Genomic DNA, 13405 nt, shown 5'->3' on the forward strand with positions numbered 1-13405 from the left:
GCAGGAAGGCCGATGGCTCGACCCGGACAACTGGAGGAGGCGGGCGTCAGCTGCCGAAGCCGAGGCCGAGGCGGTCCAGGGTGCGCAGCCACAGGTCGCGGCGGCCCTCGTTGCGGTCGGCGCGGGCGAGGGAGCGCTGGGTGAGGCCGATGCCGAGCGAGCGGACCGGCTCGGGCGGGAAGGGCAGCGGCTTGCGGCGTACGAGGTCGAGGGCGGTGCGCTCGGTGTACTCGCCGGCCAGCAGGTCCAGCATCACCTCGGCGCCGAAGCGGGTGGCGCCCACTCCGAGTCCGGTGAAGCCGGCGGCGTAGGCGACCTTGCCGTGGTGGCTGGTGTCGAAGAAGACGCAGAAGCGCGTACTGGTGTCGATGGCGCCGCCCCACGCGTGGCTGAAGCGGACGCCCTCCAACTGCGGGAAGGTGCGGAAGAAGTGGCGCGCCAGGGTGGCGTACGTCTCGGGGCGCCGGTCGTGCTCGGCGCGGACCCGGCTGCGGTGCACGACGTCGTAACCGCCCCACAGGATCCGGTTGTCGGCGGAGATCCGCACGTAGTGGAAGTTGTTGGCGGGGTCGGCCCAGCCCTGCCGGTTGCGCCAGCCCAACGATGCGAGCTGCTGTTCGCCGAGCGGCTCGGTCATCAGCGCGTAGTCGTACACGGGGACGGTGTACAGGCGGTGGCGGCGGACCAGGGAGGGGTACGCGTTGGTGGCGAGGGCGACCCGGTGGGTGGTGACCCGGCCGAAGGGGGTGCGTACGGAGACGACGGCGCCGTGCTCGTCCAGGGAGAGGGCCGGGGTGTGCTCGTGGATCCGGACGCCGAGGTCGAGGCAGGCGCGCTTCAGGCCCCAGGCCAGCCGCGCCGGGTTGACCATGGCGACGTCGCTCTTGTTCCAGACGGCGCCGAGGAAGGTCGGGGAGTCGATCTCGGCGCGGGCGGCGTCGGCGTCCAGGACGGTGGTCGTGGCGCCGTACCGGGCGGCCGTCCCGGCCTCCTCAGCGAGCCATTCGACCTGGTGGGGTTCGGTGGCGACGACGAGGGAGCCGGTGCGCTCCCAGTCGCAGTCGATGGAGTGACGCGCGAGGGTGTCCTCCATGGCCTGGAGGTTCGCGCGGCCGAGGCGTTCGAGGGTGCCGATCTGGCCGGGCCAGCGGGCGAGTCCATTGGCGAGGCCGTGCGTGAGGCTCGACTCGCAGAAGCCGCCGTTGCGACCCGAGGCGGCGCCACCGGCCACATCGGCCTCGACGAGGACGACATCGGCGGAGGGATCGCGCTCCTTGGCGACGAGGGCGGTCCACAGGCCGGTGTATCCGCCGCCGACGACCAGCAGGTCACAGGTGGTGGAGCCGACGAGGGACGGGGTGGCCCGGGGGCGGCGCGGATCGTCGAGCCAGAACGGGGTCGCAACGGCGTCCTGGAGTGAGAGCAGGGGGTCCATGGGGCTTCCTTCGGGTGGTGGAGAAGCCCGGGCGCGGGGGCTCCTTCCGAGGTGCCGCCCATGAGAACCTGGCGTGCGGACCAAGGTCAATGCCGTTGACATAAGGGCCCCCATGAGCCCGGCGGGCCGGTCCCGCCCGGCCGCTAACGCCCCGCGTCCGGGTGCAGCGCCGCCGCGGCCATCAGCATCAGCTCCAGGGCGAAGGGGTAGCCGCTGTCGCGCATGTCGGCGGCCAGGAGGGGATAGGTCGCCGCGATGTTCGGGTGGGTGTCGGCGGGGAGGCGGCCGTAGACCGCGTGCCAGACCTCGGCGTCCGCCGCCGCCAGTGGGGGCCGGGCCGTCGCGGCGGCGTCCTGCGCGGCGAAGGCGAGCGCCTGGTCGACGAAGGAGTGGTAGATCCGCACGGCCAGGGCGTCGGGGAAACCGCCGTCGCGAAGGATCCCGAGGATGGTCTCGACGGCCCGGGTCTCGTACGGGCGGCCGGTGGTCCGGTGCGCGGCGAGCAGCGCCGCCTGGGGTTGGGTGAGATACGAAGCGTGGATGCGCAGTCCCATCGAGCGCAGGTCTGTCTGCCAGTCGCCGGTGGCCGTCCAGTCCTCCTGGGCGCGGCCGACGAGCTCGTCGGCGAGGGCGAGGAGCAGCGCGTCGGTGTTGCGGAAGTAACGGTAGAGCGCGGTGGGGTCGGCGCCGAGCGCCGCGCCGAGTCTCCGCACCGAGAGGGCGTCGGCGCCGTGCTGCTCGACGAGGCGCAACGCGGTCTCGACGATGAGCCGTTCGGAGAGGACGGCGCCCTGTTTGGTCGGGCGGCTGCGCTGTCGACGGCCTTCGGGCACCACACGTTCGGACATGGCCGGGACCTTACGTCAACACCATTGACGTGTAAACGGCTCACGGGCTTCCATGACGCCGGTCACCCGCCACCCGTCCAGCGCATCCGAACGCAAGGGAGCCGACGCATGCCGCACGCCGATCTGGTCTTCACCGAAGGACCCGTCCTCACCATGGATCCGGCCCGAACCCGGGCGAGTTCCCTCGCGGTCGGCGGGGAGCGGATCACGGCCGTCGGTCATGACGAGGTACGGGAGCTGATCGGGCCCGGTACGGAGGTGGTGGACCTCACGGGGAAGCTGCTGCTGCCCGGCTTCCAGGACTCCCACATCCACGCGGTGGGCGGGGGAAGCGAGTTGGCCGAGTGCGATCTGGCCGAGATCGTCGACGTAGGCGCCTGCCTGGAGCGGATCCGGGCCTACGCGGACACGCACCCCGAGCGGGAGTGGATCACCGGCGGCGGCTGGTCGATGGAGAGCTTCGCGGGCGGGCTGCCGACCCGTCAACTGCTGGACTCGGTGGTGCCGGACCGGCCGGTGCTGCTCGCGAACCGGGACCACCACGGGGCATGGGCCAACACCCGGGCCCTCGAACTGGCGGGCCTGTCCGCCGCCACCCCGGATCCGGCCGACGGGCGGATCGAGCGCGAGGCGGACGGCTTCCCGAGCGGCATGCTCCAGGAGGGCGCGACGGCCCTGGTGTCGCGGCTGGTGCCGCCGAGCACCCCGAAGGACCGGCTCGCGGGGCTGCTGCGGGCGCAGAAGCTGCTGCACTCGCTGGGCATCACCGGCTGGCAGGACGCGCTGCTCGGCCGCTTCAACGGCATGGCGGACCCCTCACAGGCCTATCTGGCCGCGGCGCGGGACGGTTCACTGACCGCCCGGGTGTCGGGTGCGCTGTGGTGGGACCGTGAGCGCGGTGCCGAACAGATCCCCGAACTGGTCGGCCGCCGCGAGGAGTTGACGTACGGACGGTTCCGGGCCGGTTCGGTGAAGATCATGCAGGACGGGATCGCGGAGAACTTCACGGCCGCGCTGACCGCCCCGTACCTGGACGGCTGCGGCTGCGCCACGGCGAACAGCGGACTGAGTTTCGTCGATCCGCAGGCGCTGCGCGGCCATGTGACCGCGCTGGACGCCCTGGACTTCCAGGTCCACTTCCACGCGCTCGGTGACCGTGCGGTACGCGAGGCGCTCGACGCGATCGGGGCCGCGGTGGCCGCCAACGGGCGGCGCGGCAACCGGCACCACCTGGCCCACCTCCAGGTCGTCCACCCCGACGACCTGCCCAGGTTCGCGGCGCTCGGCGCCATCGCGAACATCCAGCCGCTCTGGGCGGCGCACGAGCCGCAGATGGACGAGCTGACCATCCCGTTCCTGGGCCCCGAGCGCGCCGCCTGGCAGTACCCCTTCGGCGGTCTGCTGCGGTCCGGGGCGACGCTGGCGGCGGGCAGCGACTGGCCGGTCTCCAGTCCGGATCCGCTCGCGGGCATCCATGTCGCCGTGAACCGCCGCGAGCCGGGGACCGATGACGGCCGGGTGTTCCTGCCCGAACAGCGCATCGACCTCCTCTCGGCCATCGCCGCCTACACCGCCGGTTCCTCGCACGTGAACCGGCTCGACGACGCCGGCAGTCTCCTCCCCGGCAACCTGGCCGACCTCGTGGTGCTCGACCGGGACATCCTGGCGGCGCCCCCGGAAGAGATCGCCGAGGCCCGGGTGGAGCGCACCTATGTGGGCGGCGCACTGGTGCACGGCGGCTGAGGTTGCCGTACCGAGGAGGCGCGTACGTCGAGGCGGACCGGTACGAGCACCCCGCCGGTCTCCCTCTGCCCGTGCTCCAGAACGGCCACCAGGAGTTCGATCCCGGCCTCGGCGACCGCGTCGGGGCGCAGGCTGAGGGTGGTCACCGGCGGTTCGGTGTGCACGGCGGCCTCGTCCTCGCTGACGCAGACGAGGAGCAGGTCGCCGGGGACGTCGTAACCGAGGCGGCGGGCCGCGTCCAGGACGAGGGGCGGGCTTGCCTCGGCGACCACCAACAGGGCGTCGGGGCGCTCCGGGCCGGCCGTCAGGGCGGTCTCGACGGCCCGGACGACCGGTCCGTTGCCCAGTTCCGCGGCGCGTACGGCCAGTTCCGGCAGCCCGTGTGCCGTACACCAGTCGTGGTGCGCGGCGAACACCTCGCGGTGGAAGCGGGTGGTGCTGTCGGGAACGACCAGAGCGGGACGCCGGGTGCCCTGGGTCAGGAAGTGGTCCAGGGCCTGCTGGACGGCAGCGGCCGCGTCGACGTCGACCCAGTGGGCTTCCGGCCGGTCTTCCACGGACCGGTCGCTGAAGACCGGGATGCGGGCGGCGAGCAGGTCCTCCACGATCCGGTCGTCGGCGACGGGATCGGCGACGATCACGGCGTCCAGCGGCAGCGCGGACCACTCGCTCTGCAGGGAGCCGGCCGGCAGCAGCACCACCGCGTAGCCGCGCCCGAGCGCGGTGGCGGCGGTGGCGCCGGTGAGCCGGGCGAAGTACGGCGACTCCAGGAACGTCCAGGGGGCGTCGGCCAGTTCACCGACCACGTACCCGATCAGCCGGGCCCGTCCCGCGCGCAGCTGGCGTGCGGTGGCGTTGGGCCGGTAGCCCATCGCGCGCGCGGTCTCGCGGGCCCGCTCCCGGACCTCGGGGGAGAGCCTGCCGGTGCCGTTGAGGGCCGCCGAGACGGTGGTCTTGGACAGGCCCGCCTCGCGGGCCACGTCCACGAGACGGACGCGCGGGGCGGGTGGCGGGGTCCGCCCTTGTCGCGCGAGCGGTTGCCATGTCTGGGGCGAGGGCAGCCCGCCGAGCCCCGGAGCTTCAGTCATGGGAGCGATGCTGCCATCCCCCCGACCTCTGCAAAACCGTTCCCGCAAACTTCGCCGAACTCTTGTGCGGGAACGTTCCCGCATCAATACTCGCTCCATCCCCCAGTGCCCGTCACTACACCCGTAAAGGGGTGGGTCTGCATGCGCATGCCCAGATTCATCACATTCGCCTGTACCGCTGTGCTCGCGGCCTCCCTCACCGCCTGCTCCGGCGCCACCCGGCCCCAGGCCGGCGCCGGAGGCGGTGCCGGCTACGAGGTCACCCCGACCTCGCCGCCCGCCCGGGGAGCCCTGGACTCCTTCACCTGGTCGCTGTACGCCGAGCCGTACACGCTCGACTACGCCCTCGCGTACGACTACCCGCCGAACACCGTGCTCGCCAACGTCTGCGAGCAACTGCTGCGGGTCACCCCCGACCTGAAGACCGAGCCCGGCCTCGCGGTCAAGTGGGCGCGGCCCGATCCGCGCACCCTCGTCTACACCCTGCGGCCGGGCGTGAAGTTCCACGACGGCACCACGATGACCGCGGACGACGTCGTCGCCTCCCTCAAGCGCCAGATGGATCCGGCCACCGGCTCCCCCTGGGGTTCGTCCTTCAAGAACGTCGACTCCGTCGAGAGGACCGGCCCCCTGGAGGTGACGATCCGCCTGGACAGGCCCGACATCCTCTTCCACGAGCTCATGGCCGCCTCTCCCGGCACCGTCGTGAGCGCCGCCTCGCTCTCCAAAGAGGGCAAGGACTACGGCACTCCGAAGGGCGGACTGAACTGCACCGGCCCCTTCGCCCTGGAGAAGTGGGCCCAGGGCGACAGCATCACACTGCGCAGGAACCCGGCGTACTGGGACAAGAAGCTCGCCCCGAAGTCCCGGTCCGTGAAGTTCACCTTCATCGAGGACGCGTCCGCCCGCTCCAACGCCTTCCTGTCCGGAACCGCCGACGGCGGCTACATGATTCCCTCCACCTCCCTCGCCCAATTGCGGACCAGCGGCAAGGGCTCGGTCCTCTTCGGCCCCAACACCGCGGCCGCGGACCTCGCCGTCCTCGACTTCCACGGCCCGCTCGGCGACCTCAAGGTCCGCAGGGCCCTGTCCATGGCGCTCGACCGGAAGAACATCATCAAGGCGGCGGCCGGCGGCGTCGGCGTGCCCGCCAAGGCCCCCGCCGCGCGCGGTGCCTGGGCGCTCGTCCCCGAGCAGACCGCCACCCTGTACGACACGCTGCCCGAGCCCGTCCACGACATCGAGGGCGCCAGGAAGCTGGTCCAGGAGGCCGGTGCCGAAGGCCGCTCGATCACCGTCGTGACCAGCTCGCTCGCGCCCGAGATCAGCGTGGTGGCCAACGCGGTGCAGGCGGCCGGCCGGCAGATCGGCCTGGACGTCGAGCTGAAGACCGTCGCCCCCGACGCGTACAGCAGCATCTTCGTCGACCCGAAGGCCCGCCAGGGGCTCGACCTGGTCATCACCAACGGTTATGACAACACGCCGGACCCGCTGGAGTTCTACCAGTACCTGCGCACCGGCGACTTCGGGAACTACGGAAACTGGTCCGACGCCGGGTTCGACGCCGCGTTCGACCGGGCCAACTCCGAGCCGGACCCGGCCGAGCGCGCCGGACTCACCGCGAAGCTCCAGGAGATCGCCCTGCGCGAGCTGCCCATCATCCCCGTGTACGAGGCGCCGTACTCGGTCTTCCTCGGCAAGCGGGTCACCGGCGCCCCCACCGGCATCGCCCAGCTCTACTACCCGTGGGCCGCGACGATCGGGGCCGCACAGAAATGACCCGCTTCCTCGCCGGACGGCTCCTGGGCATGGTCGCGGTGCTGTTCGTGACCTCCGCCGTGGTCTTCGGCACGATCCACCTGGCCCCCGGCGACCCCGTGACCTTCCTGCTCCACGGCCGCCCCGCGACCCCCGAGGCCGTGGCGGCCCTGCGCGCCGAGCACCACCTCGACGACCCCCTCGTGACGCAGTACGGCAAGTGGCTCGGCGACGTCCTGACCGGCGACCTCGGCCGCTCCGCCCTGTACCACCAGGACGTCACCGCGCTCCTCGGCTCCCGGCTGCCCGGCACCGCGCTCCTCGTCGGCTACGCGGCCCTGCTCGTGGCGGCCCTCGGGGTGAGCGCCGGAATTCTCGCGGCGCTGCGCCCCGGCCTCCTCGACCGGGCGGTGCTGATCGGCACCGGTGTGGCCACCGCCACCCCGTCCTTCGTCACCGCGATCGTGCTCGTCTCCCTCTTCTCGGTCCAGCTCGGCTGGTTCCCCGGGCCGGGCGGCGGCGCCGCGGCGGGTCCGGGGGCCCGGCTCCACCAGCTCACCCTTCCGGCCTTCGCCCTCGCCCTGACCTTCGCGGGCCTGCTGGCCCGGGTCACCCGCTCCGCGATGCTCGACGAACTCGGCCGCGAGCACGTCGAGGTGGCGCGTGCCCGGGGCGTGGCCGGCCGGACGGTGGTCCGCCGGCACGTGCTCCGCAACGCGCTGGCTCCGGTCGTCACCGTCGGCGGCACCATGCTCGCCGGACTGCTCATCAGCACCTCGATCGTCGAGACCGCCTTCGACGTGCCGGGGCTCGGATCGCTGCTGGTGCAGTCGGTCACCGCCCAGGACTTCGCGGTGGTCCAGGCGATCACCCTGCTCAGCGTGGCGGCCTTCGTACTCGTCAACCTCGCGGTCGACCTGCTCGCCCCGCTCATGGACCCCCGTCTCTCTCCCGGGGAAGGCTCCTCATGACCACCACCCTCACCACGGCGCCGTACCGCAGGCCGGGCCTGCGCGGCCTGCGCCTCCTCGGCCAGGGACCACTGTTCGCCGTCTCGGGCGCGGTGCTCGCCGTGCTCGTCCTGGTCGCCGTGCTCGCACCCGTCCTCGCCCCGTACGACCCCGAGGCGCTCGACCTCTCCGCGAGCCTCGTCGGCACCACCGGCGACCACCTCCTGGGCACCGACCAGTCGGGGCGGGACATCCTCTCCCGGGTGATCCACGGCGCCCGCACCGGGCTGCTCGGACCGCTGCTGGTGGTCGCCGTCTCCACCCTGCTCGGCATGCTGCTCGGCGTGGTGGCCGCCTGGCGGGGCGGCTGGGCGGACGCGATCCTGTCCCGCTCGATGGACCTCGTCTTCGCGATCCCGGGACTGCTGCTCGCCATCCTCCTCGTCTCCGTCGTCGGCTCCGGCATGACCGCACCGGTCATCGCCATGGCCGTCGCCTACACGCCGTACGTGGGGCGGCTGGTACGCGGCATCGCCCGGCAGGAGAAGGAACGGCCGTACATCGAGGCGTACGTGGTGCAGGGCTGGTCCGGCTGGACGGTCTGCGTCCGCCACCTCCTGCCGAACATCGCACCGACCGTCTTCGCCCAGTCCGCGATGAACTTCGGGTACGCGCTGATGGACCTCGCGGCACTGTCCTTCCTCGGCTTCGGCGTCCAGCCGCCGACCGCCGACTGGGGCGCCATGATCAACGAGGGCCAGGGGGCCGTCCTGCAGGGCGCGATGCTCCCGACGCTCGCGCCGTCCACGTGCATCGTGCTCGCGGTCGTCGCGTTCGGAATCGTCGGCGAGGGACTCGCCGACCGCATCGCGCGACGGGAGAAGTGAACGCCATGACCACGACTTCGACCACGCCCGTCCTGGAGATCGACGGACTCGGGGTAGAACTCCCGGACGAAAGGGCCGCCCGGCCCCTCCTGGACGGGGTGAGCCTGACCGTACGGCCCGGGGAGACCGTCGGCCTGGTCGGCGAGTCCGGCTCCGGCAAGTCGGTCGCCTGCCGCAGCGTCCTCGGACTGCTGCCCCGGGGCGCCCGCACCAGCGGGCAGGTCCGGGTCTCCGGACGCGACGTGCTGAGCATGCGCCCGAAGGAGCTGGCCACGCTGCGGGCCCGCGAGGTCGCCATGGTCTTCCAGGACCCGCGCGCCTCCGTCAACCCGCTGCGCAGGGTGGGCGACTTCCTCACCGAGGGGCTGCGGGCCGCCGGCACCCCCGCCCGCCTGGCCACCGCCCGCGCCGTGGAGCTCCTCGAAGCCGTCGGCATCCGCGATCCGCGAGGCGCCCTGCGCCGCTTCCCGCACCAGTTCTCCGGCGGCATGCTCCAGCGGGTCGTCATCGCCGCGGCCCTCGCCGCCGAGCCGGCCCTGCTCCTCGCCGACGAACCCACCACCGCGCTGGACGTCACCACGCAGGCCGAGGTGATCGCGATCCTGGCCCGGCTACGGGCCGAGCGCGGCACCGGCATGCTCTTCGTCACCCATGACCTGGAACTTGCCTCGGCGATCTGCGACCGGGTGTACGTGATGTACGCGGGCCGGATCGTCGAGACCCGCGCCACCGACGAGCTCTTCGACCGGCCCCGCCACCCCTACACGGCGGGACTCCTCGCCTCCACCCCACGCATCGAGGCCGGGGCCCCCGCGCCCCGGGCCATCCCGGGCCGGCCGGTCTCGCTGGCCGAGGACCCGCCCGGCTGCGCCTTCGCCGCCCGCTGCCCGCACGCGGCGCCGCGCTGCACCGAGGAGCGGCCCGAACTGGCAACGCACGGCGAGGGTCTGGCCGCGTGCCTCCGCGCCGAGGAAGGAATCACACTGTGACGAAAGGACTGGTGGTCGAGGGGCTGCGCAAGCGGTACGGGCAGCACACCGCGGTCGACGGAGTGTCGTTCACACTCCCGCCGGGCGGTTCGCTCGCGATCGTCGGCGAGTCCGGCAGCGGCAAGACGACGACGGTCCGCATGCTCGTGGGCCTGGAGCGCCCGGGCGGCGGTACGGTCCGGCTGGACGGCCGGGACCGTTCGGCCCGCGCCCGCGGCCGCGCCGAACGGCTCGCCCGGGCCCGGTCGATCCAGATGGTCTTCCAGGACCCCTATCTGTCCCTCGACCCGCGGGTGACGGTGAGCGGCTGCCTGGACGAGGTGCTGAGACTCCACACCGGTCTGGACGGGACCGCGCGCCGGGCCCGGGTCGCCGAACTCCTCGACCGGGTCGGGCTGGGGACCCGCGAGTCGGCGGCCCTGCCAGGCGGGCTGTCCGGCGGGCAGCGTCAGCGCGTCGCCATCGCGCGGGCGCTCGCGGTGGCGCCCCGGGTGCTGATCCTGGACGAGGCGGTCGCCGCACTCGACGTGTCGATCCAGGCCCAGATCCTCGAACTGCTGCGCGAGATCCGCAGCGAGGCAGGGATCGGCTACCTCTTCGTGACCCACGACCTGGCGGTCGTCCGGCACATCGCGGACGAGGTGCTCGTGCTCAGGTCGGGCGCGGTGATGGAGGCGGGCCCCGTGGACCGGGTACTCGGTGCGCCGCAGCACCCGTACACCCGGCTGCTGTTGAGCTCGGTGCCGAGGCGCGGCGGTCCGTCGGACGGGGAGCGCTGAGGGCGGGCCCGGCGAAGGGCCGTCGAGCCCGCTGTGCGGGACCGTCCTGCGCGCGGTCCCGCCGGCCGGCCCGCGCAACCGCGGCAGTGGAAGGTGGCGAATCTCCAACTTCCGTTTTCCTACGCCCACTTGACACTATAGTGATCGCCGATTCGCCGTCCGACAACGGGAGTACGGATGGGGCTGGACGATGTCCTGGCGCAGTTGACCTTCAGAGAGCGTTTCACCCGCAAGCGGGTGCGCTTCGAGCGCAGATACGGTGCGCTCGTTGTTCAGGTCGAGGGTGCGCCCGCCCCCGCCAGGCAGTGGCTCGGCGCGCTGCTCAGGAACTACCGGGGCGTCGTGCCGGTCAACAATCCGAGCGACGTCCCGGCCGGGCAGGACGAGGAGGGCCTGGTCGTCGAGCAGTTGCAGGCGATGACCGAGGGGTGCGGATACGGCGGCCGGGTGGCGCACGGTCTGCCCATAGTGTTCCCGCGCTTCGCGGCAGCCCGTACGGCGCTCTACGAGTGGCAGCCCGTCGCGACCCAGTCCCACCCGCGCCAGATCGGCGACCTGAAGAGGCAGATCAGGGAGGCGATCACCGAGGAACGCCGGCAGACCCTGCCCGAGCTGCGCCCCCGGCTGAACCCCCTCCTGGACGATCCGTACGTCAGCGAGCGCATGGGCGGGGGACTGGTCGGCCTGCTACTGAAGGCCGTCAACGCACTCAGGTTCCCGCACCACCGGACCGTCCGCTGGTACGGCACCCGGCGATTTCCCCGGCAGCGCACCTTCGAAGCGGTCTGCGAAGAGCTGGAACGGCTGCGCAGCGAGCCCGCGGCGGCGAAACAGCTGCTGCTCGTCGAGGCCCTGCTCGCCGACATCGACGCACACTACGGTGTCGTCCGCCGTCTCAACCGGGCCCGCCGCCCCGTGCTCCTCCTCCCGGACGTGGACACCGTGGACGCGCGGCGGGTCATCCGGGACAGGCTCATGGAGGCGTACGACGGGGAGTCCCGCGCGCTTCGCGTGTACCCCGTGGTCGTCACCACCTCACAGCCCGGCGGGGCCACGCCCGCGGAGGGCGCCAAGCCCGCCGCGGCGTCGGCCGCCCTCGCGGAGGCGATCGAGGAGCGCTTCGGCGAGCGGGTGCGGGTAGCGGAGGAACGGAGCCGGGGCGGCCGTACCCCGCTGCCCAGCCGACTGGTCCAGGTCACCCTGGACGACGCGCCCGACCCGCGGCCCGGCCGCCGGCCCGGTCGCCGGATCCTGGGGCCGGTGACCGCCGTGGTCACGGCCCTGGCACTCGCCGCGGCCGGACTGGGCACCTACTACGGCTTCTTCCGCGAGCCGGAGAGCTGCGGCAATGGACTTCAGGTGCACGGCGAGGAGTGCCTGGGCGTCTCCGACGGCAGAGGCGTGTTCATGCCCGCCTACGACGGGATGCCCGAGGTCTTCGCGCGGATCGCGGAACAGAACAAGGCGGTCGCCGCAGCGAAGCACGCCACCGTCGCCCTGCTCATCCCCATGGAGTCGGACAACCCGGCGGTCCAGCGCCAGATCCTCAGCGAGATCCAGGGCGCCTATCTGGCCCAGGCCGGAGCGAACGGCGTGGATTCCGCGAAGCCGCCCATCCGCCTCGTCCTCGCCAACCCGGGGAAGGCCTACGGCCAATGGCGCAGCGCGGTCGATCAACTCCAGCGTCAGGAACCCGACCTGCGGGCCGTCGTCGGATTCAACCTCAGTGTGACGAAGACCAAGGAAGCCCTCGCGTACGTCACCAACACACTGAAACTCCCGGCGGTCGCCAGTGTGGTGACGGCCGACGACTTCTCCAACCCCGAAGGGAAGGAAACGGTTCCCTTCCCCGGGCTCGCCCGCGCCGTCTCCACCACCAAGGACCAGGCCCGCGCGCTGCTCGCCTTCGACCCCCAACTCGCCGGGGCGGAGACCGCCCTGGTCACCGACGACCGGCCCGGCGACGACTACAACCGCTCGCTGCGGGACGCCTTCGCCGAGGCCAGGGCGGGCAAGGCACAGGGCGGGGTCCAGGACATGCGCTTCGAGTCCCCGGGCGTCGAGGAGGCGGGCGTCACCCCCAACGAGTTCGAGGACTTCGCGGGAAACATCTGCCGCTCCAACGCCCATGTCATCTACTTCGCGGGCCGCGCCCTCCATCTGAAACTCTTCGTCAACAAGCTGGCCACCACCTACTGCCGCGAGAAGAAGTCGTACACGGTGATCACCGGCTCCGACGCCACCACTCTCGACCAGCGCCTCGACGACCGGCACCGCGCCCTGCTCCAGGGCGACCCCGGATCCGGCAAACCGTCCGTCACCATCCGCTACGCCGCCCCGGCGCACCCCGACGCATGGTCCATAGAGCTGCGGAAGTGGCAGCAGGACCCGAAGCACAAGGGACAGCAGCCGCCGCTGTACCTCAGGGAGGCCCACGACGCGATGGACACACTGCGGCAGAGCATCACGGACCAGGCCGGGACCATCGGTGACGTGTACCTCGACGACGGGCGCACCATCGTGACGTACGACGTCGTCCTCACCGCCTCCAGGGCACTGGCGCGAGCGGTCCACACCAGTGGGCAGGAAGTGCCCTCGGCCGACCGGATCCGCAAGGACCTCGGGAAGCTCAACGCCGATCTGAGGGTGCGCGGAGCCGGCGGCTGGATCTGCCTCACCAACGCGGGCAACCCGTACAACAAGGCCCTGTCCGTGGTCCATCTCGAACCGGGTTCGAAACGGCTGACGTTCGAGGGAGTGGCCTGGCCGACCGGGCGCGCCCCCGCGCGGGAGGACGACTGTGTGATCCCGGCGCATCCGTAGACCGCCGCGGTGTGACCGGACCGGCCCCGCCCGATCGCCGCGATACGGACGGACCGGCCCCGCCCGTTCGCCGCGGTGCAGCCGGACCGGCCCCGCCCGCGAACG

General features: G+C 72.3%; 10 protein-coding genes. 7 read left to right on the forward strand and 3 right to left on the reverse strand.

What is annotated here, in order from left to right:
- Positions 1-46: 46 nt before the first annotated feature.
- Both ABZ622_RS27320 and ABZ622_RS27325 read right to left on the reverse strand, forming a co-directional pair.
- A complete protein-coding gene (locus ABZ622_RS27320) occupies positions 47-1435 on the reverse strand; it encodes an FAD-dependent oxidoreductase (RefSeq protein WP_360547481.1) in 1389 nt (462 codons plus the stop codon).
- A gap of 143 nt (positions 1436-1578) precedes the next feature.
- Positions 1579-2283 (reverse strand): TetR/AcrR family transcriptional regulator, encoded by a 705-nt coding sequence (locus ABZ622_RS27325; RefSeq protein WP_360547483.1) that lies wholly within the window; start codon positions 2281-2283, stop codon positions 1579-1581.
- A gap of 108 nt (positions 2284-2391) precedes the next feature.
- On the opposite strand from ABZ622_RS27325, the gene ABZ622_RS27330 reads away from it, so the two are divergent.
- On the forward strand, positions 2392-4026 hold the full coding sequence (locus ABZ622_RS27330; RefSeq protein ID WP_360547485.1) for an amidohydrolase: 1635 nt from the start codon (positions 2392-2394) through the stop codon (positions 4024-4026).
- Here the strand turns inward: ABZ622_RS27330 and ABZ622_RS27335 are convergent.
- Entirely contained in the window at positions 3993-5114 is a 1122-nt protein-coding gene (locus ABZ622_RS27335) for a LacI family DNA-binding transcriptional regulator (RefSeq protein ID WP_360547487.1), read from the reverse strand. The two genes, ABZ622_RS27330 and ABZ622_RS27335, sit on opposite strands and share 34 nt — an antisense overlap.
- Positions 5115-5255: 141 nt before the next feature.
- Here ABZ622_RS27335 and ABZ622_RS27340 point away from each other — a divergent pair, with 141 nt between their 5' ends.
- From ABZ622_RS27340 to ABZ622_RS27365, 6 genes are all read left to right on the forward strand, one after another.
- Positions 5256-6893 (forward strand): ABC transporter substrate-binding protein, encoded by a 1638-nt coding sequence (locus ABZ622_RS27340; RefSeq protein WP_360547489.1) that lies wholly within the window; start codon positions 5256-5258, stop codon positions 6891-6893.
- The gene (locus tag ABZ622_RS27345) at positions 6890-7843 is read left to right on the forward strand and encodes an ABC transporter permease (RefSeq protein ID WP_360547491.1); all 954 of its coding nucleotides are present in this window, start codon (positions 6890-6892) and stop codon (positions 7841-7843) included. Before ABZ622_RS27340 ends, ABZ622_RS27345 begins: the two co-directional genes overlap by 4 nt.
- Positions 7840-8709, forward strand: coding sequence for an ABC transporter permease (locus tag ABZ622_RS27350; RefSeq protein ID WP_360547493.1), 870 nt, complete (start codon positions 7840-7842; stop codon positions 8707-8709). Before ABZ622_RS27345 ends, ABZ622_RS27350 begins: the two co-directional genes overlap by 4 nt.
- Positions 8710-8714: 5 nt before the next feature.
- Complete coding sequence (locus ABZ622_RS27355; RefSeq protein ID WP_360547495.1) at positions 8715-9698, forward strand: ABC transporter ATP-binding protein; 984 nt, start codon at positions 8715-8717, stop codon at positions 9696-9698.
- Positions 9695-10477 carry an ATP-binding cassette domain-containing protein gene (locus ABZ622_RS27360; RefSeq protein WP_360547497.1) on the forward strand — a complete coding sequence of 261 codons (783 nt, stop codon included), beginning with the start codon at positions 9695-9697 and terminating at the stop codon, positions 10475-10477. The genes ABZ622_RS27355 and ABZ622_RS27360 overlap by 4 nt, the downstream gene beginning before the upstream one ends.
- 177 nt (positions 10478-10654) lie before the next feature.
- Positions 10655-13300: an ABC transporter substrate-binding protein gene (locus ABZ622_RS27365; protein WP_360547499.1), complete on the forward strand. Its 2646-nt coding sequence runs from the start codon at positions 10655-10657 to the stop codon at positions 13298-13300.
- Positions 13301-13405: the final 105 nt, after the last annotated feature.

The sequence above is a fragment of the Streptomyces sp. NPDC007164 genome, from assembly GCF_040634135.1.
Taxonomy (GTDB): domain Bacteria; phylum Actinomycetota; class Actinomycetes; order Streptomycetales; family Streptomycetaceae; genus Streptomyces; species Streptomyces sanglieri.